This is a genomic window from Nesterenkonia sandarakina (genome assembly GCF_013410215.1).
GTDB lineage: Bacteria > Actinomycetota > Actinomycetes > Actinomycetales > Micrococcaceae > Nesterenkonia > Nesterenkonia sandarakina.
Map to the genome: position 1 here is coordinate 2,489,480 of NZ_JACCFQ010000001.1, position 25,052 is coordinate 2,514,531.

Genomic DNA, 25,052 nt, shown 5'->3' on the forward strand with positions numbered 1-25,052 from the left:
ACAAGGATCTTCACGTCTCACTCGATGCAAGGGAGCAATGACAGTGGCCGACCAGCCTCAGGAATTTGACGTACTCGTCCTCGGAGGGGGCAGCGCAGGCTACGCCGCGGCGCTTCGCTCGGTCCAGCACGGACTCACCGTGGGCCTCATCGAGAAGGACAAGCTGGGCGGCACCTGCCTGCACTGGGGCTGCATCCCGACCAAGGCATACCTGCACTCCGCGGAGCTCGCCGATGAGGCGCGCAACTCGGAGAAGTACGGCGTGAAGATGAACTTCGAAGGCGTGGACATGGCCAAGGTCCGCGAGTACAAGGACGGCATCGTCGCCGGGAAGTACAAGGGCCTGAGCGGGCTGCTGAAGATGCGCAAGGTCACCGTGATCTCCGGTGAGGGCAAGCTGGTCTCGGAGAACGAGATCGAGGTCGACGGCACCCGTTACACCGGCAAGAACATCGTGCTGGCCACCGGGTCCACCTCCAAGACCTTCGGTCTGCCGCTGAGCAAGAAGATCATCACCTCCACCGAGGCCCTGAAGCTCGACTACACCCCGAAGTCGGCCATCGTGCTCGGCGGCGGAGTCATCGGCTGCGAGTTCGCTTCGGCCTGGACCTCCTTCGGCACCGAGGTCACCATCATCGAGGGCCTGCCCTCGCTGGTGCCCAATGAGGATCCCTCGATCGTGAAGCAGCTCGAGCGCACCTTCAAGAAGCGCGGCATCACCTTCAACACCGGGACCTTCTTCAACGAGGTCAAGGAGACCGACGACGGCGTCAAGGTCACCCTGGAGGACGGGAAGACCTTCGAGGCGGAGATCTGCCTGGTCGCCGTCGGTCGCGGCGCGGTCACCGAGGGCTTCGGCTTCGAGGATCAGGGCATCACCCTGGACCGCGGCTTCGTCATCACCGACGAGCGGCTGCACACCGGGGTCGGGAACATCTACGCGATCGGCGACATCGTCCCGGGACTGCAGCTGGCCCACCGCGGCTACCAGCAGGGCATCTTCGTCGCCGAGGAGATCGCCGGGAACAATCCGATGATCGTCGAAGACATCAACATCCCGAAGGTCACCTACTGCGAGCCGGAGATCATGTCGGTGGGCTACACGCAGCCCGCCGCCGAGGAGAAGTTCGGCAAGGACCAGATCGAGATCACCGAGTACAACCTCGCCGGCAACGGCAAGTCCTCCATCCTGGGCACCGGCGGTCTGATCAAGATGGTCGGCGTCAAGGGCGGCCCGATCGTCGGAGTGCACGGGATCGGAACCCGGATCGGCGAGCAGGTGGGCGAGGCCCAGCTCATCGTGAACTGGGAGGCCTACCCGGAGGACGTCGCGACCCTGCTCCACGCTCACCCCACGCAGAACGAAGCAATGGGCGAAGCGGCGATGGCGCTCTTCGGCCACCCGCTGCACGGCTGACCCAGCCCTGACCCCTCCCCGGACCTCCGGGGCCCCTTCCAGAACCGCCCGTTGAGACAAGAATCCAGCCGCGAGGCTGAGTCGAACTTTGAGAGTAGGAGTCGGACACCATGTCTGAAACCGTGAACCTTCCAGCCCTAGGTGAATCAGTCACCGAAGGCACCGTGACCCGCTGGCTCGTGGAGGTCGGTGACACCGTCGAAGTTGATCAGCCGCTGCTGGAGGTCTCCACCGACAAGGTCGACACCGAGGTCCCCTCCCCCGCCGCAGGCACCATCGAGGAGCTGCTCGTCGCCGAAGACGAGACCGTCGAGGTCGGCGCCCCCCTGGTGAAGATCGGCGACGGCGCGGGCTCGGACGATTCCGGGTCCTCGCAGGACTCCGCAGAGGAGGACGCCCAGGAGGAGACCTCCGGCGAGGATGAGTCCAGCTCCGAGGCCGAAGAGGCCGAGGATGCCGCCACCGAGGCGGCCCAGCCTGAGGCCACGGAACAGGCCGCAGAAGAGAACACCTCCGAGGACCAGGGCGCTGAGTCGACCGGCGAGTCCTCCTCCGGCTCCTCCGAGGGTGGAGAGTCCCAGGAGATCACGCTCCCGGCTCTGGGCGAATCGGTCACTGAGGGCACCGTGACCCGCTGGCTGGTGGAGGTCGGTGACACCGTGGAGGTCGATCAGCCGCTGCTGGAGGTCTCCACCGACAAGGTCGACACCGAGGTCCCCTCCCCCGTGGCTGGCACCATCCAGGAGATCATGGTCTCTGAGGACGAGACCATCGAGGTCGGCGCCGTGCTCGCGCTGGTCGGTTCAGGGGCCTCCGCCGGTTCCTCCGGCGGTTCCGACTCAGCAGATGCGGAACAGGAGCAGGACGAGGAGGCCGAGGCGGCAGCTGCCGAGCCGGCCACCGAGGAGTCCACTCCGGAGAAGTCCGAGCCGGAACAGGAGCCCGCCCCAGAGGAGCGGACCCAGCAGGAGGCCCCGGCCGAGTCCGAGCAGAAGTCCGAATCCAAGGCAGAGCCGAAGTCCGAGTCCTCGGACTCCTCCGCGGAGGGTTACGTCACTCCCCTGGTGCGCCGGTTGGCCAAGAACGAGGGCGTGGACCTGGCCGACGTCAAGGGCACCGGAGTCGGTGGGCGCATCCGCAAGCAGGACGTGGTCGACGCCGCCGAGGCGAGCAAGTCCCAGACCGAGTCCGAGGCCCCGGCCGAGGCGGCAGCACCTGCCAAGTCCGCTCCCAAGGTCGAGGTGGACACCAGCAAGCGCGGATCCTCCGAGAAGGCTCCGCGCATCCGCCAGGTGATCGCGCAGCGGATGAACGAGTCCCTGGACATCTCCGCACAGCTCACCCAGGTGCACGAGATCGACATGACCCGCATCGTGAACCTGCGCGCCAAGGCGAAGGCCTCCTTCAAGTCGCAGAACGGTGTGAACCTCACCTACCTGCCCTTCATCGGCACCGCCGTGACCGAGGCGCTCAAGCAGCACCCCAAGCTCAACGCGGAGTACGACGAGGCCAACCAGCAGATCACCTACCACGACGCCGAGCACCTGGCGCTTGCCGTAGACACTGAGAAGGGCCTGCTGGTTCCGGTGATCAACGATGCGGGCGATCTGAGCATCGCAGGACTCGCCAAGAAGATCGCTGACGTGGCCGAGCGGACCCGTCAGTCCAAGATCGGTCCGGGTGAGCTCTCCGGAGGCACGTTCACGATCACGAACTTCGGTTCGGTGGGTGCGCTCTTCGACACCCCGATCATCAACCAGCCGCAGGTCGCAATCCTGGGCACCGGGACGATCGTGAAGCGCCCGATGGTGGTCACCGATGCAGACGGCAACGAGTCCATCGGCATCCGGCACATGATGTACCTCTCGCTGACCTACGATCACCGCCTGGTCGACGGCGCCGACGCCGGACGTTTCATGCAGACGCTGAAGGCCCGCCTGGAAGAAGGCAACTTCGAGGCTCAGCTGGGCCTCTAGAACGCCCCCGGAGCAGGGTCAGGGGAACGAACGCCCGGGGAAGTCGGGACCTCAGCTCCCTGACCGAGGTGCTCAGTCGGCACAGAAGAGGGTCCGTCCTGGAAGGGACGGGCCCTCTTCTGCGTCCGAGCCCGGTTCTGGATCAGCACCCAGTTCTCATGCCTCACCCGGCCGCTGCACGCGCAGCCACCTCACCCGGCCGCTCCTGGAGCTGCTCCTACTGGAGCTGCCTGTCCTCGACGCTTGCGGGGAGCTCCCGGACGCTGTGCAGCAGCCACCTGTCCTGCACTCGGTGCAGCACCAGCAGCACCCTCTGGGACTCGGCCGCACCCGCGGAGGCTCCCCCGGCCGTCACAGTGACGGGAAGTTCTGTGACACGTTCCGGCGCGAGGTCGGGGTCGGAAGACTCCGGTTGCTGCGATTCCGACTGCTGCGAGCCTGAACTGCTATTTGCATCCTCCCGACTGACCTGGATCGACAACGCCGCTCCCTGATAGCCGGCACCGGTCCGGGCGAAGCCCCGGATCAGCTCCAGCTCGGCAGTCCGGGCTGGGGCATCGGGCACGGTGTAGCGGCGGACATCCTGTTCGGAGACGTCACGCAGCGCCTGGGTGCGCAGCGCCGCGATGCCTGCCACGGCGCGCATCGGGTCTGGATCTCGCAGCAGCTGCAGCGGCGTCGAGCCGCCGCCGTCGCCGGTCCCGAATCGGGGCTCAGGGGTCTCTGCCCGGCCCGCACCGGCTTCAGACGGCCCAGGGGTGTCAGAGGTATCGGCGGTGTCAGAGGTATCGGCGGTCTCAGGGGTATCGGCGGTGTCAGGGGCCCCGGCGCTCTCACCGGACTGTGCCTCGGGGTGAGCCTCATGCGAGGCGGGAGCCAGCGTCGTCGTCGGCGTGGAGACCGGTGGTCCTGCCGCCACCCAGAGTCCAGCGAACCCCAGGCCCGCAAGGGTGAGCGCGGCGACCCGGGGCGCCCGGCGGTGACCCTGCTTTGCAGGGCCGGGCCTGCTGGGGAGTTCGGGAACCACCTCCTCGTGCACGTAAGGGGTGAGATCCAACGCGGTCGGGGCGGCGCAGCGGAACAGCTCCACCGCGAAGTCCTCGGCACTGGGCCGGCGCGCCGGCTCGGTGTCCAGAGCCGCCTCGAGCAGCCGGGAGATCGAGGCGGGAAGCTCTGGTCGCAGACTGCGCAGCGGTGCCCGCCGCCGTCCCACGGCGGGCACCGAGTGGGTCAGGGCGAACCAGGCCACCGCGCCCAGTGCGTACACATCAGCTGCCGGAGCCAGGCCGGCCCGCGCCTCTCGGCGTGCCGCCGCATCCGCCTCGGGGGGAAGCCGAGCTTCAAGGTCCCGTTCCGGAGCGGTGAACCCGGCCGAGGCGGTGAGGGTTCGCGGGGTACTCAGGACCGCGGCGTCCGCCAGATCTCCGAGCGCCGGCTTGCCGTCCGCGGCGAGCAGGATGTTCCCCGGGGTGACCTTCCCGTGGGCGACCCCGCCTCGGTGCAGCGCTCCCAGAGCGGTCGCTATCGGGGTCAGCACGGTGACGACCTCCCCGAGGTCCAGGGTGCCGACGCTGAGCAGGAGGTCTCCCAGGGCACCTGCGCTATACGGCTCAAGCATGAGTCCAAGCCCCTGCGAGGTCTCCAGCACCCCGTAGGCGCGGACCAGGTGTTCATGACGCAGCATGTCCAACGCCTGAAGCTCAGCGATGGCGCTGCGCAGCGGGATCGGATCGGCGACCGGCGCACGGGGAACCTTCAAGGCGAAGGCCGCCGGCGGGCACCCGTCGACCAGCTGCCAGTCCGGCTCCGCCGGAGAATCCCACCAGACCAGCCACACCAAAGCCTCGGCCTCCACGCCCAGCAGCCGCTCCACCGTGATGCCAGGCGCCTGCGGAGGGTCCCAGCCGCGGTCCCCCCAACCGTGGAAGGTCCGTGCCACGCGCTCAAGCGGTTCTGCCCGGTACAGGGTGCCGCCGGTGGGGTCAGCGTTCATACCACCATTCTCACCGCCCTCCAGCCCGCGCCCGAGTTATCCACAGGTCATCTGCGACGCCGGTTCTCACGTCAGCCTGTAATCGGTCTAGGCTGGTGTCATGGAGCTCGCATTCACGAGGCTCGGGTTCGATCCTGAGCTTCTCGACTACTCCGAGGCCCTCGCCGAACAGCGGCGGCTGCACTCGGCAGTGCAGGACGGCACGGCGCCCTCCACGGTGCTGCTGCTCGAGCATGCCGACGTCTACACCGCCGGGCGACGCACCGAGCCTGAGGACCTGCCCGCGGACGGCACCCCGGTGGTGGAGGTGGACCGCGGCGGCAAGATCACCTGGCACGGCCGTGGTCAGCTCGTCGGCTACCCGATCCTGCATCTGCGTGATCGCTCGCTGGTGAAGGACTACGTCTGCGTCCTGGAGAAGACCCTGATCCGGATCCTTCAGGACGACTTCGGCATCGTGGGCACCCAGGTGCCGGGGCGCTCAGGGGTCTGGATCACCGAGGACGGGCCGGACCGCAAGATCGCCGCCATCGGACTGCGTGTGCATCACGCGGTCACCATGCACGGGTTCGCGCTGAACTGCTCCAACGATCTCGCGCCCTTCGAGAACATCATCGCCTGCGGCATCAACGACGCCAAGACCACCAGCATCAGCGCGGAGCTGGGCCGCCGGGTCACCCCTGAAGACGTGGCAGACCGGGTGACCGAGGAACTGAGCCGGGCCCTGCCGCGGCTGCTTCACCACGACGACGACGCGCCCGTCCCCACCGGGTCCCCCGGCTTCGGCGCAGACCAGGACACCTGTGTGATGTCCCGAACTACAGAAGGAGCACCACAGTGACTGTGGCACCAGAAGGCCGTCGCATGCTGCGCGTGGAAGCACGCAATGCCTCGATCCCCGTGGAGCGCAAGCCCGAGTGGATGCGCACCAAGGTCAAGATCGGCACCGAGTTCACCGAGATGAAGAAGCGCGTCGGAGAGAAGGGCCTGCACACGGTCTGTGAGGAAGCCGGGTGTCCGAACATCTTTGAATGCTGGGAAGACCGAGAGGCCACGTTCCTGATCGGGGGCTCCGCCTGCACCCGGCGCTGTGACTTCTGCGAGATCGACACCGGACGCCCGGGCGCCGTGGATGAGTCCGAGCCGCTGCAGGTCGCACAGTCGGTGCAGGAGATGCAGCTGCGCTACGCCACCGTGACCGGGGTCGCCCGTGATGACCTCCCCGATGAGGGGGTGTGGCTCTACGCGGAGACCATCCGCAAGATCCACGAGTTGAACCCGGGCACCGGCGTGGAGATCCTGATCCCGGACTTCTCCGGACGTGAGGAGAACATCGCCGGGATCTGCGAAGCCGCCCCCGAGGTGTTCGCGCACAACGTCGAGACGGTCCCGAGGATCTTCCGGCGGATCCGTCCTGCCTTCCGCTATGAACGGTCACTGGACGTGCTGACCCAGGGCCGCGGTCACGGCATGATCACCAAGTCGAACCTGATCCTGGGCATGGGAGAGACCCACGAGGAGATCTCCGAGGCGCTGCGCGACCTTCACGACGCCGGGTGTGACCTGCTGACCATCACGCAGTACCTGCGGCCCACCCCGCGGCACCTCCCGGTGGACCGCTGGGTCAAGCCCCAGGAGTTCCTCGACATCTCCCAGGAGGCCGAGGAGATCGGCTTCCTCGGTGTGATGTCCGGGCCCCTGGTCCGCTCCTCCTACCGGGCCGGGTCACTCTGGGCCAAGGCGATGCAGAAGAAGGGCTGGGAGATCCCCGCCGCGCTGGCCCACATCGAGCCCTCCGGGACGACCAAGCAGGAGGCCTCCACCCTGGTCGCTGCGGGCTACTGAGCCTGCGGTAGACTGAGATCACTATGGCACCAGCTGACTCCACTCCTTCCAAGGCTTCCTCCAAGGCAGAGGCAAAGGCCGCGCTCAAGAATCTCAAGGCCCAGCAGAAGGCTGAACAGCGGGACCGTAAGGCCCGCAAGAAGGCCAATAAACAAGAGGGCTTCTTCGCGCGGATCAAGCAGGTCTTCACCATGACCCGCTCCTACGACCCGAACATCGGATGGTGGATGGCGCTGGCCTTCTTCGCCACCTTCGGAGTCTTCTTCCTGCTCTTCACGCTGCTGCTGAACTGGGTGACCGGTCTGCTGATCGGGCTTCCGTTCGGTCTGCTCGCGGCGATGATCGTGATGAACCGGCGCGCCGAGAAGGCCGCCTTCTCTAGGATCGAGGGCCGCCCGGGGGCTGCCGCCGCCGCACTGAGCACGCTCAAGCGCGGGTGGGTCGTCACCGAGGAGCCGGTCGCGATGGACCCCAAGACCCAGGACGCGATCTTCCGGGTGGTGGGCAAGCCCGGGCTGGTGCTGATCACCGAAGGCCCCGCCGGTCGGGTGAACAAGCTGGTGGAGAAGACCCGCAAGCGCTTCAGCCCGATCCTTCGGGACACCGGTGTCCCGATCCACGTCATCCAGTCAGGTCGCGGCGATCAGCAGGTTCCGCTGCAGAAGCTGGTCAAGACCATCAAGAAGCTGGACAAGAAGCTGACCAAGCACGAGGTCAACGCGGTGGACCGTCGGCTCACGGCGCTGCCGATCTCCCGTCCCCCGATCCCCAAGGGCGTCGACCCCTACCGCACCCGCCCAGACCGCAAGGCGCTGCGCGGCTAGATCCACTCCCGCAGATCCTGCCTGAGAGAACCCCGATCATCCTGAGGATGATTGGGGTTCTCTCGTCCCCGGTGTTAGGCTGTTGTGCTGTCTGGCAGGCATCGCGCCCCTTGAAGAGATCCCTGCACACAGACGCTCCCCCAGATTCTCTGATGGAGCGCCCGTGTGCCGGTGCGATGTCGCAGTGCAGTGAGTCTTCGGCGGCTCACACTCTCCGAACCACGGATCTCGGAGGCCAGGTACCTGATCGTTTGTCGCGATCAGGAATAAACATCATTCGCCGACAAGACAGAAAGGCAGAATATGCCCAAAACACCTCTGCGCAGTCGTCGTACTGTGAAGGCATCGCGTGCCCTTGGCATCGCGCTGACCCCCAAGGCCCAGAAGTACTTGGACCGCCGCCCCTACGGTCCCGGTCAGCACGGCCGCACCCGGCGTCGCACCGATTCCGACTACGCGGTGCGTCTGAAGGAGAAGCAGCGTCTGCGCGCCCAGTACGGCATCCGGGAAGCCCAGATGCTGCGCTACTACGAAGAGGCCAAGCGGATGCACGAGGGCCTGACCGGTGAGAACCTGGTCGAGCTGCTCGAGTCCCGGCTTGACGCCCTGGTGCTGCGTGCCGGGTTCGCCCGCACCATCGCCCAGGCCCGCCAGTTCGTGGTGCACCGTCACATCCTGGTCAACGGCAAGCGCGTGGACCGCCCGTCCTTCCGCGTGAAGCCCGGCCAGATGATCCACGTGCACGAGCGCTCCGAGGTCTTCGAGCCCTTCCAGGTGGCCGCCGCAGGCACCCACCAGGATGCACTCCCCACGGTCCCGGGCTACCTCACCGTGGAGATCGAGAAGCTCCAGGCGACTCTGTCCCGCAAGCCCAAGCGCGAAGAGGTCCCGGTCACCTGCGAAGAGCAGCTCGTGGTCGAGTTCTACGCACGCTGATCCGACTCGGATCACTCAGAACCGCGTTCTGAGACCCACAGAGCCCGCTGCCCTCCCTCACCGGAGGCCGCAGCGGGCTCTGTGTTTCCACTAAGCTGGTCCCGGCGCAGATCCAGAGAAGTCACAGACATGAGACTTCCGCGGCCGACTCGCAGCGACCATCAGCAAAAGGACCCGAGAAACTCATGAAGACCGAGGACATCGCCCGGACGTGGTACGACTACTTCGCCGCCAAGGGGCATGAGCGCGTCCCCTCAGCATCGCTGATCTCCCCGGATCCCTCGGTGCTGTTCACCATCGCCGGGATGGTGCCCTTCATCCCCTACTTCATGGGTACCGAGAAGCCGCCCTACTCGCGGGCCGTGTCGGTGCAGAAGTGCATCCGCACCGCAGACATCGAAGAGGTCGGCAAGACCGCGCGCCACGGCACCTTCTTCCAGATGTGCGGGAACTTCTCCTTCGGCGACTATTTCAAGGAGACGGCCATCCCGATGGCCTGGGAGCTGCTGACCCACTCCCGCGAGCCAGACCCGGAGACCGGGCTGCGCGGCTACGGTCTGGATCCGGAGCGGCTGTGGATCACGGTGTACCAGGACGACGACGAGGCCTACGCCATCTGGCGGGACCAGGTCGGTGTCCCGGAAGCCAGGATCCAGCGTTTCGGCCCCGAGGACAACTACTGGAACACCGGCCAGCCGGGCCCAGGCGGCCCCTGCTCCGAGATCTACTACGACCGCGGGCCCGCCTACGGCATCGAGGGCGGCCCCGCCGCCGATGAGACCCGGTACGTGGAGATCTGGAACCTGGTGTTCATGCAGTACCGGCTCTCCGCAGTGCACTCGAAGACCGAGTTCGAGGTCGCCGGCCCGCTGCAGAACAAGAACATCGACACCGGCCTCGGCCTGGAACGCCTGGCCATGGTCCTGCAGGGCGTGGAGAACATGTACGAGACCGACCAGGTCCGTCCGGTGCTCGACCGGGCCGCCGAGCTGGCCGGCCTGGAGTACACCTCCACCGAAGACCCCGCCGACCCGCACCACGCCAATGACGTGCGGCTTCGCATGATCGCTGACCATGTGCGCAGCTCACTGATGCTCATCTCCGACGGTGTGCGTCCCTCCAACGAGGGCGGCGGCTTCGTGCTGCGCCGCCTGATCCGCCGGGTGATCCTGGCGATGCGCCTGATGGGGGTGGAACAGCCGGTCTTCGGCGAACTGGTCAGCGTGTCCAAGGACGCGATGAAGGGCACCTACCCCGAGGTCGAGTCCGGCTTCGAGAAGATCCACCAGACCGCAGTCAAGGAGGAGCAGGCCTTCCTGCGCACCATCTCTGCGGGCACCGCGAAGCTGCGCTCGGCTGTGAGCACGGCGCAGACCGCCGGGGCCGCCGTGACCGGCGCCGATGCGTTCGCGCTGCACGACACCTACGGCTTCCCGATCGACCTGACCCTGGAGATGGCCGCCGAGGCCGGGGTCGGTGTCGATGAGAATCGATTCCGTGAACTGATGACCGAGCAGCGCGAACGCGCCCGGGCCGATGCCAAGGGCAAGAAGTCTGGACACGCGGACACCCAGCTCTACCAGGAGCTGCGCGCCGACTCCCCGACCCACTTCACCGGCTACACCGAACACACCACCGAGTCGCGGATCCGCGGCGTGCTCGTGGACGGGCAGATGCGCACCAGCGCCTCGGCCGGGGAGGACATCGAGCTGGTCCTCGACGCCACCCCCTTCTACGCCGAGGCCGGTGGCCAGGCCCCGGACACCGGGCGGATCACCGGTGACGGGTTCGAACTCGAGGTCCTCGACGTGCAGTCCCCGATCAAGGGCCTCTCGGTGCACCGCGCCCGGGTGCTCTCCGGAGAGGTTCCGGTCGGCGCGGAAGCACTGGGCGCCATCGACGTGCGTCGTCGTCTGGATGCGGAGAAGGCGCACACCGGCACCCACCTGATCCACGCCGCCCTGCATGACGTGCTGGGCCCGGAAGCAGTGCAGGCCGGCTCCTTCAACAAGGAGGGGTACCTGCGTTTCGACTTCACCTCCGAGGCGGCTATGAGCAGCGCCGCTCGACAGGAGCTCGAAGCCGCCGCCAACCTCGCCATCCGGGACAACTACGAAGTCCAGACCCGGGTCACCTCGCTGGAGGAGGCGCAGGCGCAGGGCGCGATGATGCTCTTCGGCGAGAAGTACGGCAACGAGGTCCGGATGGTCGAGATCAACGGGGCCTGGTCCCGCGAGCTCTGCGGCGGCACACATGTGGACGCCACCGCCGAGATCGGCACCCTGGCCCTGATGTCGGAGGCCTCCGTGGGCTCGGGGAACCGCCGTGTCGAAGCACTGGTCGGGCTCGACGCGTTCCACCACTTCGCCGCCGAGCGCACCCTGGTCAACCAGCTCACCGAGATGCTCAAGGTCCCCGCGGACCAGGTCCCTGACCGGATCGCCTCGACCCTGGCCAAGCTCAAGGAGGTCGAGCGCGAACTGGAGAAGCTGCGCAGCGCCCAGCTGCGCGCCAAGGCCGGGGAGCTGCTCTCCCAGGCCGTGGATGCCGGTGGGGTCGACGTGCTGACGCATAACGCCGGAGCCGTGTCCGGGGCTGAAGATCTGCGCGCGCTCGCGCTGGACCTGCGCGGACGCTTCGGCTCCCGCGCGGCCGCCGTCGCGGTGGCCGGTGAGTCCAAGGGCCGACCGGTCATCGTGGTGGCCACCACCGAGGCCGCTCGAGACCAGGGAGTCTCCGCTGGTGACCTGGTCAAGCGGGCCTGCGCGGTGCTCGGCGGCGGGGGCGGCGGCAAGGCCGACCTCGCCCAGGGCGGCGGTCAGGACGCGTCCCAGATCCTGCCGGCCCTGGAGGCAGTCACCGCCGCGGTGGGCCAGCGTGTCTGATCAGCCGCAGAACGCCGCCTCCCCCGGCCCGAGCGCGCGCGCCGGGGTGCGGCTGGGCATCGATGTCGGTGACGCCCGGGTCGGGCTGGCCGCCTCGGACCCTGACGCCCTGATCGCCACTCCGGTGATGACCCTGCGTCGAGACCCCAACCGGGCCTCGGACCTGAGCATGCTGATCACCATCATCCGGGACCGGGGTGCCCGGGCGGTCTACGTCGGGCTGCCGCTCTCGCTCTCCGGCGATGACACCCCGTCCACTCAGAAGGCACGTGACTACGCCGCTGCGCTGGCAGAGATGATCGCGACCGCGCAGCTGGAGACCTCGGTCCACCTGGTCGATGAGCGTCTCTCCACGGTCTCGGCCGCCTCCAAGATGCGCGCATCCGGGGTGGCCTCGAAGGACCAGCGGTCCCGGATCGATCAGGCCGCCGCGGTGGAGATCCTGACCCACGCCCTGGATATGCGCCAGTCCTGGGGCCGTGAACCCGGGACGACGGTCTCCGCCGGCTGAAGGCCCAGGCCGGGCTCTCCACAGCCGGCGCCGCATCAGACTCTGCGCGCAGCCCGTCCACAGCGCAGTTGCAGGGCTGGCCTCGCGACAGCTGTTCCGGGAGGCTCAAGGCATGCGAACCCACACCGCGCCGAGCCTGCCCCCGGGGGTCTACCGCGCCGGGGTTGACTTCTCTGCCGCTGAACTTCAGGTCATGGTCCATGAGGGTGCCCTGCGTCCGCTGCTGGGAGACCTCTACGCCGCCAGCTCGCTGCCGGACGCCCCGGCGCTGCGAGCCCAAGCCTGCCGGACCCTGCTCGCAGGAGGCCTGCGCGCGCACGCGGTGCTCTGCGGGGAGTCTGCCGCGTGGGTCCACCTGGGAACACCGGCCGCACCGCCGCGGATCACCGTGATCACGGCGGGGGTCTACCGACGTCGGACTGCCGGACCGGTCCCCTGGCAGGTCCACCAGGTGCCCCTGACGGAGCAGGAGCAGCGCCAGCTCCAAGGCGTTCCGGTGACCACCCCACTGCGCACCGCGGCCGATCTCTTCCTGGGGCTGGGCACGGTGGGCAGCCGACGCGCGCTCGATGCACCGCCCGCGCAGCCTCGCACCAGGACAGCGACCGACGCCGGATCGGCGCCGGGCGCTCGATCAGGACCAGGCCCGGGGAGAGCACCGGAAGCTGGATCGGCGCCCGGTGATGACCGGGCCCGGCGCTGGACCGCGATCCGGCGGCTCTGTCTCAGTGAGGCCGAACCTATCCACCCTCAGGCGCTGCTCCGGCAGATCCAGTCACAGCTCGGCGGTCGCGGCGTCGTCCCGCCAGGACACGGCACCACAGACCCGGGGCTCCGGGACGATCCCAGCCTCGGGCACGCCCCGGACGGGCGCACCCCGGACGAGCGAACCCCGGACGGGCGCACCCCGGACGGGCGCACCCCGCATGGTCGCACCCCGAACGGACGCGTCGAGCGGATCGCAGCCCTGCTGGCCTGCCACATCCCTTCCGGATGAGGTGCTCAGTGTTCGCGGCGCTTGCCCACTGTGCGGTAGACGTCGTAGACCCCGTCGATCCGGCGCACCGAGTTCAGCACGTGGTTCAGGTAGCGCGGGTCCCCCATCTCGAAGGAGAAGCGAGAGATCGCCACCCGGTCCCGTGAGGTCTGCACACTGGCTGAAAGGATGTTGACCTGGGACTCTGCCAGGATCCGGGTCACGTCGGAGAGCAGCGACTTCCTGTCCAGGGCCTCCACCTGGATCTCGACCAGGAACACCGAGGACTTTGTCGGGGCCCACTCGACCTCGACCAGGCGCCCGGGCTGCTCGCGCAGCTGCTGGACATTGCGGCAGTCCGCGCGGTGCACCGAGACGCCCTGACCGCGGGTCACGAATCCCTCGATCTCATCCGGTGGCACCGGTGTGCAGCAGCGGGCCAGCTTGACCAGAACGTTGCCCGCACCCCGGACGATGACACCGGCGTCGGAATACTGGTTCGCGGGGGTCCCAGGAGAGGTGATCGGAGTGGTGTCGTGCTCCTCAGACTCTTCCTCCTCGGGCTCGAAGAGTGCGGTGAGGTGTTCGATGACGTTCTGGGTGGAGACATGCTCCTCCCCCACCCCGGCGTAGAGCCCGGCGACCTCGGTGTAGTGCAGCTGCTTGGCGACGGTGTCCAGCACCTCGGGGTTCATCACCTTCTGCAGCGGCAGCTGAGACTTCCGGATCGCCTTGGTCAGGCTCTCCTTGCCGCGCTCGATGGACTCCTCACGGCGCTCCTTGGAGAACCAGTGACGGATCTTGTTCCGGGCTCGCGGGCTCTTCACGAACTGCAGCCAGTCGTTGCTGGGACCAGCGGTCTCGGACTTGGAGGTGAAGATCTCCACCCAGTCCCCGTGCTGCAGCTCGGAGTTCAGCGGCACCAGCTTCCCGTTCACCCGGGCACCGATGGTCTTGTGCCCGACGTCGGTATGGATCGCGTAGGCGAAGTCCACCGGGGTGGAACCGGCCGGAAGCGCCATGACCTCACCCTTGGGGGTGTAGACGAAGACTTCCTTGGCGTTGATCTCGAAACGCAGCGAGTCCAGGAACTCATCCGGGTCCTTGGTCTCCGACTGCCAGTCCACCAGGGACCGCAGCCAGCCGATGTCCTCGGTGGCCTGGGACTGCTGGGTCGCGGTGCCCGCGAGAGACCCGCCGGTCGGCTGGTCCACCGCCGAGGCTGGGGCGGTGGCCGAGAAGTCCTGCTTGTACTTCCAGTGCGCGGCGACGCCGTACTCTGCGCGGCGATGCATCTCATGGGTGCGGATCTGGATCTCCACCGGCTTGCCGGCCGGGCCGAGCACCGTGGTGTGCAGCGACTGGTACATGTTGTACTTCGGCATCGCGATGTAGTCCTTGAACCGCCCGGGCAGCGGGTTCCAACGTGCATGCAGGGCACCGAGGACCGCGTAGCAGTCCCGGATCGTGTCCACGAGCACCCGGACGCCCATCAGGTCGTGGATGTCGTCGAATTCCTTGCCCCGCACGATCATCTTCTGATAGATCGAGTAGTAGTGCTTGGGGCGACCCGTGATGGTGGCGGAGATGGCGGCGTCGTTGAGGTCATCGGCGATGGTCTCGCGCACCTCGGCGAGGAACTTCTCGCGCTGCGGCGTGCGGTCCCCCACAAGCCGGACGATCTCTTCATACACCTTGGGGTACAAGGCTGCGAAGGAGAGGTCTTCGAGCTCCCATTTGATGGTGTTCATCCCGAGCCGATGGGCCAGCGGGGAGAAAATCTCCAGGGTCTCCTTCGCCTTCCGGGCACTGGACTCCGCGGCCACATACCGCCAGGTGCGCGCGTTGTGCAGCCGGTCCGCGAGCTTGATCATCAGCACGCGGATGTCCTTGGCCATGGCCAGGACCATCTTGCGCACGGTCTCGGCCTGAGCGGCATCGCCGAACTTGAGCTTGTCCAGCTTGGTGACGCCATCGACGAGCAGCGCGATCTCGGTGCCAAACTCCTCGGTCAGCTGCTCCAGGGAGTAGGCGGTGTCCTCCACGGTGTCGTGCAGCAGCGCGGCGGCCAGCGTGGAGCCGGTGAGGCCGAGCTCGGCGAGGATGGTGGCCACGGCCACCGGGTGGGTGATGTAGGGGTCACCGCTCTTGCGCTTCTGGTCCCGGTGGTGATGATTTGCGACCTCGAAGGCGCGCTGGACCAGGGGGAAGTCCTGCTGGGAGTCATTGGCCCGCATGGCGCGCAACAGCGGCTCGAGCAGCGGTGAAGACGATGCCTCGTCACTGACCACGCCGACGGCGCGAGCTCGTCGGACCACGGGCGGTGAGGCTGCACTCGCTGCGGCGAGCTGCGTGATGCCCTTTGCTGCCGGGCGTTCCTCGTTCACCAGTGCGGACCTGCTTTCCCTAGGGCTGCGCCGGGATGCTGAAGACGGCGTGTCGGCAATTGTAGCCCCAATTCAGCGACGGCTGAGACTCAGTGCTCGTGCCGAGCCTGAATGATGACCTGGTAGTCGTCCTCGTCCTCCGGCTCCTCCTCGGGCTCCGGCTCCGGAAGCGGCGGGAACGCCACGGGACGCCCGGACTCATCCAGCGCGGTGCCGGAGTAGGTGACCGCGTATACCCCTCGGGTCTCGCGCAGCCTGAGCACCTCTTCGGTGTGGGCCTTGATGTCCTTGTCGTTGCGCCGCATCCGGGCGTAGAGCGGAGCCTGGACGAAGATCGTGGCGAGGGTGCCCACGATGATGCCGACGAAGAGCGAGAGCGAGATGTCACGCAGGGTCCCGGCGCCGAGCAGCAGCGAGCCGATGAAAAGGATCGATCCCACCGGCAGGATGCCGACCACGGAGGTGTTCAGGGAACGCACCAGGGTCTGGTTCACCGCCAGGTTCACCCGTTCGGTGAACGTCTGGTCCTTCTGCGCGTGCAGCGGCTCCAGGTTCTCTCGGATCTTGTCGAAGACCACCATGGTGTCGTAGAGAGCGTAGGAGAGGATCGTCAGGAAGCCGATGATCGCGCTGGGGGTGACCTCGAATCCGGTGAGCGCGTAGATGCCCACCGTGGTGATCACCACGAACCCCAGTCCCAGCATCGCCGCGAGCGACATGGTCCAGGTGCGGAAGTAGAACGCCATGTACAGCGCCACGAGCACCACGAAGATCACCAGGCCCAGCGTCATCTGCTGCGAGATCTGCTCGCCCCAGACCGGGCCGATGAAGGTGGAGCTGACCTGCTCCGCGGAGACCCCGTAGCCCTGCTGCAGCGCGTCAGCGACCTCCAGGGTCTCGGTGTCGCTGAGCTCAGCGGTCTGCACCCGCACCGTGTTCGGCGCGACGTTGGTCACAACCGCCTCCTGGCCGGAGATCTCGGAGACGGCGTCCTCACCGATGGCGATGTCGGTGTCCTGGGTCTGTGAGACCGTGAACTCCGATCCGCCGGTGAACTCGATTCCCAGGTTGAAGCCGCCCCGGAAGAACGGCACCGCGATGGAGGCGAGCACCAGGATCCCGGCGAGCAGGAACCAGAGGTTCGAGCGCTGGATGAACGGGTAGGACCGTTCACCGGTGTAGAGCTGGTTGCCGGTCTTGGCGAATCCTGCAGCCATCAGCGGTCCTCCTCGGTCTCTCGCGATGTCACGCGCTCATCCGATACCTCGGTGTCGACCGCTGAGCCGTCACCGGTTGATTCGGCGCTTCGCTGCCGCGCGGCGGCGGCGCGGGCGCGGCGTCGTTCGGCGATGGTCATCTGGCTCCATTCCAGCTCCGAGATCTCAGGAAGTTCCTCGACCCGGGCCTCCCGAGCGTCATCGGGGGTGCCGGCCGAGCGAGGCAGCGGACTGCTCGGGGGCCCCTCCCCGCCTGGGTCGGCGGTGGAGTCGCGGGGGGTCATCGGACCCGCCGGACCTGTCGCGACCACGCTGCTGCGCGCGAAGCGTCCGCGTCCGCGGTAGAGCACGTCCACGCCCAGCTCCTTCTCAGAGAGCCCCGAGAACGGTTTGCCTGCGGCGAAGAACTTCCTTCGGGCGATCAGCTGCATCAGCGGGTGGGTGAAGAGGAAGACCAGGATGATGTCGATGATCGCGGTCAGTCCCAGGGTGAACGCGAAGCCGCGAACGTTGCCCACGGCGACCAGGTAGAGCACCACGGAGGCGATGATGTTCACGGCCTTCGAGGCGAGGATGGTGCGTCGGGCGCGGGCCCAGCCCGCTTCCACCGCACCCGGAAGCGACCGGCCTTCGCGCAGCTCGTCCTTGACGCGCTCGAAGTACACGATGAAGGAGTCAGCGGTCAGACCGATCGAGACGATCAGGCCTGCGATGCCGGCGAGCGAGAGCCTGTAGCCGTCGCTCCAGCCCAGCAGCGCGATCGCCCACCAGGTCATCACGCCGGCAACCACCAGGGAGGCGATGGTCACCAGACCCAGCGCCCGGTATTGGAACAATGCATAGCCCGCGACCAGCACCAGCCCGATGATGCCGGCGAGCAGACCCAGCCGGAGCTGCTCCTCGCCGAGGGTGGCAGAGATCTGCTGTTCGGACTCGATCTCGAAGCTGATCGGCAGCGAGCCGTAGCGCAGCTGCTCGGAGAGCCCGCGCGCCTCGTCCTCGGTGAAGTCACCGGTGATCTGCGGGCGTCCGTCCACGATCGCCGCCTGGGTGGTCGGGGCCGAGATGACCTGGCCGTCGAGCATGATGGCGAACTGGTTCCGCGGAGCTTCCAGGTTGACCAGGCGGGTGGTGGTGTCGCGGAAGGACTCGGTGCCCTCGGCGTCGAAGTTGATGGTCACCGCCCAGCGCCCGGTGGACTGTCCGCTCTGAGACTGCTCCATGCCGAAGCTGGAATCGGCGATGTTGGTCCCGGGGACCTCCACCGGTCCCAGCAGGTACTTCGTGCCGGTGGTGGGATCACATGCGCTCAGCGGCTCGTCGTCGGCCGCTGCGGCGCGCTCTTCGAGGCTGATCTCGGTGCTGCAGCTGAAGTTCGCGAACTCGGCGGCGACCTCTGGGGTGATCCAGTTCGGGTCGGAGCCGTTCTCCGGCTCCGCTGTGGGCTCCTCGAAGTCCTCCGGCTGCGCGGCGGGCTCCTCGTCCTCCTCCTGGGCTGCCGAGAGCTCCTCTTCGAGCGCCTCGGCTTCCTCCTCGGTGAGGTCCTCGTTCTCAAGCAGCGACTGCTGCAGGAAGTCCAGATCCTGATCGACCTGGATCACCGGCCGGAACTCCATGTTCGCGGAGGCCTGGATCAGCTCCCGGGTCTCCTCGTCGGGCACGCCGGGCATGCCCACAACCACGTTCTCAGCACCCTGGGTGGCGATCTCGGATTCAGTGACGCCGGAGCCGTCCACGCGCTGCCGGATGATCTCCACGGCCTGTTCGAGCTGCTCGGCGTCGATCTCTTCACCGCCCTCCACCTGGGGCGAGAGGACCATCTGGGTGCCGCCTTCAAGGTCCAGGGCGAGCAGCGGCGCCCACTGGGCACGGCCGTCCTGGACCGCGTAGGCAAGGAGTCCGCCCATGCCGAGCAACAGCACGAGCAGACCGATCAGGGCGCCGCGGGCACTCGCGACGGGGGTGCGTGGAGCCATAGGAGCCGGATCAGTCCTCTGGTGTCGCGGCGGGTTCGACCACCTGCTGGATGGCGCCGATGAGGAAGTCCACCCGGTCCCCGGAGCTGAACTCCAGAGTCACCCGCTGGGCCTCCTCGTCACGGGTCACCACAGTCCCGACTATCCCGCCGGCGGTGACCACCTGGGCGCCCACCACGGCGCCTCCGCGAGCCTTGGTCTGCTCGTCACGCATCTTCTTCCCGCGGCGGAAGGTGAGCACCATGAAGATCACCAGGATGGCGATCATGATCAGCAGGAACGGGTCCAGCGCGGGTCCGCCCCCTCCTGCGGTGGCGAGGAGCTGAGCGTAATAGGGCGAAGCGTTCACAGATCGGGCCAATCTCTCGTCACGGGGTGTTCTCGGCCAGCGTGGGGGTCAATTCACCCAGAGCTGGCCGGGCATTCAACCCGACAGACTATCAGGATGCCGGTCCGGCGGGGTCAGCCCCAGGTGCCGCCAGGCCTGGTCAGTGGCGACGCGCCCACGCGGTGTCCTGGCCAGCAGCCCCTCTCGCACCAGGTAGGGCTCGGCCACGGTCTCCACGGTCTCGGTCTCTTCTCCGACCAGGACGGCCAGGGTGGAAAGGCCCACCGGTCCGCCCTTGAACCTCAGGCACAGCGCCTCCAGCACGGACCGGTCCAGACGGTCCAGGCCACGCTCGTCGACCTCGTACATCTCCAGGGCTTCGGCCGCCGTCGCCCGGTCCACCTGGTCCACGCGGTGCACCAGCGCCCAGTCACGCACCCGGCGCAGCAGTCGGTTCGCGATCCGCGGAGTGCCTCGGGAGCGCCCGGCGATCTCGGCGAATCCTTCCGAGGCGACATTCATCTCCAACATCGCCGAGGAACGGCGCAGCACCAGCTCGAGCTCCTCGGTGCTGTAGAACTCGAGCTGTCCGGTGAAGCCGAACCGGTCCCGCAGCGGCCCCGGCAGCAGGCCTGCCCGCGTGGTGGCTCCCACCAGGGTGAAGGGCGGCAGCTCAAGCGGGATCGACGTGGCGCCGGCGCCCTTGCCGACGATCACATCCACCCGGAAGTCCTCCATCGCCATGTAGAGCAGCTCCTCCGCGGGCCGGGACATCCGGTGGATCTCATCGACGAAGAGCACCTCGCCCTCGGTCAGCGAGGACAGGATCGCGGCCAGGTCCCCGGCGTGCTGGATCGCGGGACCGGAGCTGATCCGCAACGGGGCGTTCATCTCCGCGGCGATGATCATCGCCAGGGTGGTCTTGCCCAGCCCGGGAGGCCCGGAGAGCAGCACGTGGTCCGAAGCGGTGCCGCGGATCCTGGAGGACTCGAGCACCAGTGAGAGCTGGCGGCGCACCGTCTGCTGTCCCACGAAGTCGCTCAGCGCCTTAGGGCGCAGCGCCGCCTCCATGGCACGCTCCTCGGTCATCGAGGAGGCGCCAAGGAGCTCCCGGGGGGCGTCGGCGCTCACCTGGCGCCCCCGAGGCTGCGCAGCGCCTGCCGCAGGACGGTGGAGACGTCGGCCTGGGCCAGATCGGGTTCTGCGCTGAGCAGCCGGTCCACGGCGAGGCGGGCGTCCTTCTCGATCCAGCCCAGGGAGATCAGCGCCTCACGCACCTGCACGGCCACCTCCGGTTCGGCGGGGACGACGGCGGCGGGCGCGGCCGGCTGGTCGATGACCAGTTTCCCGGCGAGTTCGAGCAGGATCCGCTGGGCGGTCTTCTTCCCGATGCCGGGGACCTTGGTGAAGGCCGCGGTGTCGGATTCCGCGATGGCCTGGTGGACCTCGTGCGGGGTGTGCACCGCCAATACCGCCAGCGCCATCCGCGGGCCGATGCCGGAGATCGAGACCAGGGTGGTGAAGATGACCCGCTCGGAGAGCTCGGAGAAGCCGAAGAGCAGCGGCGCGTCGTCCTGGCGGGGGACGAAGCTGGTATGCAGCCGGGTCTCGGTCCCGCGCTGCAGCTCCCCCAGGGTCTTCGGAGTGGCGGAGACGTGCAGGCCGAAGCCGGAGACCTCGACCACCGCGTGATCGGTGCCGACATGGAGCACGTCGCCACGGATGGAAGAGATCATTTCTCACCTCACCGTCGCCGCAGGCGACTGGTCACGGACCAGGGGTGACCCCGGTGCCATTAGAACATGTATTCGAACACTCTAGCGTGCCCGCTTCGCCGCTTCCATCCAGGCACGCTGGGCGGGGGTCAGCGAGGCCCCAGACGGGGTCCCGCGAGGGGACCGCGGCTTCGAACCGGCCTGGTTCGCGCCCGCCGACCTCACGCTGGCCGAGGCGCTGGCCGAGGTCGAGCCGACTGGCGTGGAGCCGGCCGCCTGCTGGGCGCGCTGCAGCGCGGTCATGGCGCCCTGGTGGGTCTGTGTGGACCCGGACATGTTGAACCGCGCACCGATTCCGGAGCGCCAGCCGTGGCAGATGGCCACCGCGTAGGCATCGGTGGCATCCACCGGGGTGGGCAGACCGGGAAGCTTCAGGATCCGCTGCACCATCCGGGCCACGGCCTGCTTATCGGCGTTGCCGTCATCGGTCACGGCGGCCTTGACCTCGGACGGGGTGTGCCAGGCCACCGGGATGCCGCGGGCGGCGGCCGCCGCGATGATCACCCCGGAGGCCTGCGCAGTGGCCACCACGGTGGGCGCGTTGTTCTGCGCGAAGACTCGCTCGATGGCCAGGACGTCGGGGGCGAATCGATCCAGGAGCACCTCGGCGGCGCGCTGGATCGCCAGGATCCGCTCCGCGAGATCCTGGGCGGCCTTGGTGCCGGTGACCTCGACATGCAGCGACTCCCCGGTGCGATTCAGGTTCATCTCCACCACCGCGAAGCCGCAGCGGGTCAGCCCGGGATCCACCCCGAGGATCCGCTGCGCGGTCCGCGAGGTCCCTGCGGTCCCGGAGACGAATCCTGCCGGGCTGCTGCTGCCACGCCCCGGGTGGGGGCTGGACGCCATCGCCATGAGTGCCGGGCCTGCCTCAGTCCTCGGCCTCGAGCGCCGCCAGCGTCTCAGCACTGAGGTCGGCGTTGGTGTGCACATTCTGCACGTCGTCGAGGTCTTCCAGGGCGTCGTGGAGCTTGAAGAACTTCTTGGCGGCGTCGACGTCGAGGTCCACCGTGACGTCGGAGACGAACTCGACCTCATCGCTGTCCCAGCTGAGCCCGGCCTCCTCGAGGCCCTTGAGCACCGCGTGCAGGTCCTGCGGCTCGGCGCGCACCTCGAAGCTGGAGTCGTGCTCGATGACGTCCTCAACCCCGGCCTCAAGGACCGCGGCCAGGACGTCATCCTCGCTCAGCTCAGCCTTGGGCAGCTGCACCACGGCCTTGCGCTGGAACATGTACGCCACCGAGCCGGGGTCCGCGACGGTGCCGCCGGAGCGGGTGACCGCGATGCGCACCTCTGAGGCCGCCCGGTTGCGGTTATCCGTCAGGCACTCCACGAGCAGCGCCGAGCCCTGCGGGCCGCGCACCTCGTAGGTGATCTCCTCGTACTCCACGCTGTCCCCGGAGAGGCCGGCGCCGCGCTTGATCGCGCGGTCGATGTTGTCGTTGGGGACCGAGTTCTTCTTCGCCTTGGAGACGGCGAGCTCAAGACCGGGGTTGCCGGCGAGGTCGGGGCCGCCGTTGCGCGCCGCCACCTCGATCTGCTTGATATAGCGCCCGTTGAGCTTGGCACGCTTGGCATCAACAGCAGCCTTGCGGTGCTTGGTGTTGGCCCATTTGGAATGGCCGGCCATGGTTCTCCTCGTGGATGACGTCAGGGTGTTGGCAGTCAACAGTTGCCTCAAGCAACCGTCGTATAGTCTTGCCACCAGCCTATCGGAGAGGACGTTGAGTCTCATGGAGCACACCGAGCAACGCTCAGCCGCGCAGAACACGACGACGGGCCCGCCGCCCTCGCAGAATCCGCTGCTGGAAGAGGGCACGCTGGACTACGGGCTCACCGACCTCTCCCTGATCCAGGACGAGCACTGGCTGCCCGCTCTCGAAGCCGGCATTCTCGCCCAGCGCGAGGTGGTGGCGGCCATCGCCGAGGATGACTCGCCCGCCACGGTGGCCACCGTGCTGCACCCGCTGGGACTCTCCCACCGGCTGCTCTCCCGGGTCGAGCGGGCGTTCTCCTGCATGTTCTCAGTACACGCCACGGATGAGCGGCAGCAGGTCCAGCAGGAGCTGGCCCAGCGGCTGGCCGGACATCGGGACTGGCTCACGCTGCATCCGGGGCTCTACCGCAGGCTCTCCGCTCTGGAATCTGCGCTGGGGCAGGGTGAGACCAGTGCCAGCCCGGAACAGCAGCGCATGCTGGCGAAGACCCTGGAGCAGTCCCGGGCGGCCGGGGCGGGGCTCGAGGAAGCCACCCAGGCGCAGCTGCGAGAGATCAACCTCGAGCTCAGCGCCGCGGAGACTGCCTACGCACAGCTGCAGCGCCAGGAGGCTGCCGCACACGCCGTGCACTACGCCGAGGACGCGGAGCTCGCGGGACTCAGCGAGCAGGAATTGGCCTCCGCCAGGGCCGCCGCCCGGGAGACAGGCCATGACAGCGGAGCTCTGCTGCACCTGAACCTGCCCGTGCAACAGGCGCCTCTGGAGAGGATGAGCGTTCGCGACTCACGGCGTCGGCTGCACGAGGCCTCGACCGCGCGCGGCACCCTCACCGATGATCAGGGTCGCACCACCAGCCAGATCGGCGCGCAGATCGCCCTGCTGCGGGCCCGACGCGCTCAGATGCTGGGTTTCGAGCATCACCTGGACAGCGTGCTCCCAGCACGCACGGCGGAGGATCGAGCCAGCATCGAGGCGATGCTGCGCACCATCGCCGACGGCGCGCGGGCCCGGCTCGGCACCGAGCTGCAGACACTGCATGAGGCCGGGGTGGTTGATGGCGCAGAACCTGATGGTGCGGGGCATGATGGCGCGGCGCTGGATGGCGCGGCTCAAGAGACCCCGTCCGAGGACGCAGCCTCGCTTCAGCCCTGGGACATCAGCTTCGGCATCGCGGCCGTGGCGAAACAGCGTTCCGCCGCCGATTCGACCCGTTCGAACCAGCAGGACCCTGCGACCCAGGAACAGTCCGTACCCCTGGAGGAGGCGCTGCGGCGCGTCTTCGAGGCCGCCTCCCGGCTCTACGGAATCACCGTGGTGGAACGTCAGGACCTGCCCGGCTTCGCTCCCGGGGCGCGCAGCTTCGAGGTCTTCGAGCGCTCTGCCGAGCAGCGGCCCGGTGCAGGTGTCGGACTGTTCCTGCTCGATCTCTTTGCCCGGCCGAGCAAGTCCGGCGGGGCGTGGATGAACTCCTTCTCGGTGGCCTCCACCCTCACCGGATCCTCTCCGGTGGTGATCAACGCGCTGAACATCACCGCACCGGCCCCTGGAGAAGAAGCAGCGCTGACGCCCTCGGCGATGCGCACGCTCTTCCACGAATTCGGCCATGCCCTGCATGGTCTGCTCGCCGAGGCCGAGTTCGAGGAGCTCTCCGGGACCGCGGTGCCGCGGGACAACGTCGAGTTCCCTTCCCAGGTCAATGAGATCTTCCAGGAGCTGTTCACCGGGGGTCTGGCCGAGGCAGGACAGACGCCCCCGGCGGAAGAACTCTGGGGGAAGGGACTCAGCACCTTCGAGCACATCGCCGCCGTGGTCCTGGATCTGGCCTGGCACACGCTCTCAGTGGAGGAGGCCGAGGCTGCGACGCAGGACCCCGAGGGGTTCTCCGCCCAGGCGCTGGCTGCATGGGGGCTGGATCATCCCCTGGTGCCGCCGCGGTATGGAACCGGATTCTTCAAGCACATCTTCGCCGGATCCGGCTACGCCGCCGGCTACTACTCCTACCTGTGGGCCCAGGTGCTCGCCGCTGACGCCTCACAGTGGTACCGCGAACAGCTTGGTGCACGCCCCAGCGCCGAGGAGCGCGAGCAGGCGCTGGTCGCCGCGGGGTCCCAGGTGCGCCGCGAGCTGCTGGCCTGCGGGAACACCCGAGATCCGCTGGAGTCCTACCGGATCACCTTCGGCCGGGACCCCGCCATGGGCGCCCTGCTGCGCCAGCTGGGACTCTAGGACGGATGGATGAGCCGCACGCCCGGGGAATCAGATTCCCCGGGCGTGCCGCCGCTGCGTCT

At 67.9% G+C, this 25,052-nt stretch carries 19 protein-coding genes; 10 read left to right on the forward strand and 9 right to left on the reverse strand.

Annotated features, from left to right (window positions below; translation table 11 throughout):
• Positions 1-37: 37 nt before the first annotated feature.
• Together lpdA and sucB are read left to right on the forward strand one after the other, a co-directional pair.
• On the forward strand, positions 38-1,417 hold the full coding sequence (gene lpdA / locus HNR11_RS11445) for a dihydrolipoyl dehydrogenase (RefSeq protein ID WP_218849695.1): 1,380 nt from the start codon (positions 38-40) through the stop codon (positions 1,415-1,417).
• Positions 1,418-1,527: 110 nt separating this feature from the next.
• Positions 1,528-3,393, forward strand: a complete 1,866-nt coding sequence (gene sucB / locus HNR11_RS11450; protein WP_179442429.1) for a 2-oxoglutarate dehydrogenase, E2 component, dihydrolipoamide succinyltransferase — start codon at positions 1,528-1,530, stop codon at positions 3,391-3,393.
• Between the two features lie 217 nt (positions 3,394-3,610).
• Here sucB and HNR11_RS11455 read toward each other — a convergent pair whose 3' ends face one another.
• Positions 3,611-5,386 (reverse strand): serine/threonine protein kinase, encoded by a 1,776-nt coding sequence (locus tag HNR11_RS11455; protein ID WP_179442431.1) that lies wholly within the window; start codon positions 5,384-5,386, stop codon positions 3,611-3,613.
• A 100-nt stretch (positions 5,387-5,486) separates the two neighbouring features.
• Between HNR11_RS11455 and lipB the strand changes: the two genes are divergently transcribed.
• The 7 genes from lipB to HNR11_RS11490 all read left to right on the forward strand — a co-directional run bounded on the left by lipB (position 5,487) and on the right by HNR11_RS11490 (position 13,384).
• Complete coding sequence (gene lipB / locus HNR11_RS11460) at positions 5,487-6,227, forward strand: lipoyl(octanoyl) transferase LipB (RefSeq protein WP_179442433.1); 741 nt, start codon at positions 5,487-5,489, stop codon at positions 6,225-6,227.
• Complete coding sequence (gene lipA / locus HNR11_RS11465) at positions 6,224-7,231, forward strand: lipoyl synthase (RefSeq protein WP_179442435.1); 1,008 nt, start codon at positions 6,224-6,226, stop codon at positions 7,229-7,231. The genes lipB and lipA overlap by 4 nt, the downstream gene beginning before the upstream one ends.
• A gap of 23 nt (positions 7,232-7,254) precedes the next feature.
• Complete coding sequence (locus HNR11_RS11470) at positions 7,255-8,055, forward strand: DUF4191 domain-containing protein (RefSeq protein WP_058889169.1); 801 nt, start codon at positions 7,255-7,257, stop codon at positions 8,053-8,055.
• 303 nt (positions 8,056-8,358) lie between these two features.
• Positions 8,359-8,991: a 30S ribosomal protein S4 gene (gene rpsD, locus HNR11_RS11475; protein ID WP_058889168.1), complete on the forward strand. Its 633-nt coding sequence runs from the start codon at positions 8,359-8,361 to the stop codon at positions 8,989-8,991.
• Between the two features lie 185 nt (positions 8,992-9,176).
• Positions 9,177-11,876: an alanine--tRNA ligase gene (gene alaS, locus HNR11_RS11480; protein ID WP_179442437.1), complete on the forward strand. Its 2,700-nt coding sequence runs from the start codon at positions 9,177-9,179 to the stop codon at positions 11,874-11,876.
• On the forward strand, positions 11,869-12,387 hold the full coding sequence (ruvX, locus tag HNR11_RS11485; protein WP_179442439.1) for a Holliday junction resolvase RuvX: 519 nt from the start codon (positions 11,869-11,871) through the stop codon (positions 12,385-12,387). The genes alaS and ruvX overlap by 8 nt, the downstream gene beginning before the upstream one ends.
• A 112-nt stretch (positions 12,388-12,499) precedes the next feature.
• Positions 12,500-13,384: a hypothetical protein gene (locus HNR11_RS11490; RefSeq protein ID WP_179442441.1), complete on the forward strand. Its 885-nt coding sequence runs from the start codon at positions 12,500-12,502 to the stop codon at positions 13,382-13,384.
• A 5-nt stretch (positions 13,385-13,389) separates the two neighbouring features.
• On the opposite strand, the gene HNR11_RS11495 is transcribed toward HNR11_RS11490, so the two are convergent.
• From HNR11_RS11495 to HNR11_RS11530, 8 genes are all read right to left on the reverse strand, one after another.
• Positions 13,390-15,681, reverse strand: a complete 2,292-nt coding sequence (locus HNR11_RS11495; RefSeq protein ID WP_343050696.1) for a RelA/SpoT family protein — start codon at positions 15,679-15,681, stop codon at positions 13,390-13,392.
• 158 nt (positions 15,682-15,839) lie between these two features.
• Complete coding sequence (gene secF / locus HNR11_RS11500) at positions 15,840-16,967, reverse strand: protein translocase subunit SecF (RefSeq protein WP_179442445.1); 1,128 nt, start codon at positions 16,965-16,967, stop codon at positions 15,840-15,842.
• Positions 16,967-18,943, reverse strand: a complete 1,977-nt coding sequence (gene secD, locus HNR11_RS11505; protein ID WP_179442447.1) for a protein translocase subunit SecD — start codon at positions 18,941-18,943, stop codon at positions 16,967-16,969. Before secD ends, secF begins: the two co-directional genes overlap by 1 nt.
• A 10-nt stretch (positions 18,944-18,953) precedes the next feature.
• The gene (locus HNR11_RS11510) at positions 18,954-19,292 is read right to left on the reverse strand and encodes a preprotein translocase subunit YajC (protein WP_058889163.1); all 339 of its coding nucleotides are present in this window, start codon (positions 19,290-19,292) and stop codon (positions 18,954-18,956) included.
• 75 nt (positions 19,293-19,367) lie between these two features.
• The gene (ruvB, locus tag HNR11_RS11515) at positions 19,368-20,360 is read right to left on the reverse strand and encodes a Holliday junction branch migration DNA helicase RuvB (protein WP_179442993.1); all 993 of its coding nucleotides are present in this window, start codon (positions 20,358-20,360) and stop codon (positions 19,368-19,370) included.
• A 38-nt stretch (positions 20,361-20,398) separates the two neighbouring features.
• Positions 20,399-21,007, reverse strand: coding sequence for a Holliday junction branch migration protein RuvA (gene ruvA, locus HNR11_RS11520; RefSeq protein ID WP_058889162.1), 609 nt, complete (start codon positions 21,005-21,007; stop codon positions 20,399-20,401).
• An 81-nt stretch (positions 21,008-21,088) separates the two neighbouring features.
• Positions 21,089-21,895, reverse strand: coding sequence for a crossover junction endodeoxyribonuclease RuvC (gene ruvC / locus HNR11_RS11525; RefSeq protein ID WP_179442449.1), 807 nt, complete (start codon positions 21,893-21,895; stop codon positions 21,089-21,091).
• Positions 21,896-21,917: 22 nt separating this feature from the next.
• Positions 21,918-22,676 carry a YebC/PmpR family DNA-binding transcriptional regulator gene (locus tag HNR11_RS11530; RefSeq protein WP_058889161.1) on the reverse strand — a complete coding sequence of 253 codons (759 nt, stop codon included), beginning with the start codon at positions 22,674-22,676 and terminating at the stop codon, positions 21,918-21,920.
• 103 nt (positions 22,677-22,779) lie between these two features.
• Between HNR11_RS11530 and HNR11_RS11535 the strand changes: the two genes are divergently transcribed.
• Entirely contained in the window at positions 22,780-24,990 is a 2,211-nt protein-coding gene (locus HNR11_RS11535) for a M3 family metallopeptidase (RefSeq protein WP_179442451.1), read from the forward strand.
• Positions 24,991-25,052 lie beyond the last annotated feature (62 nt).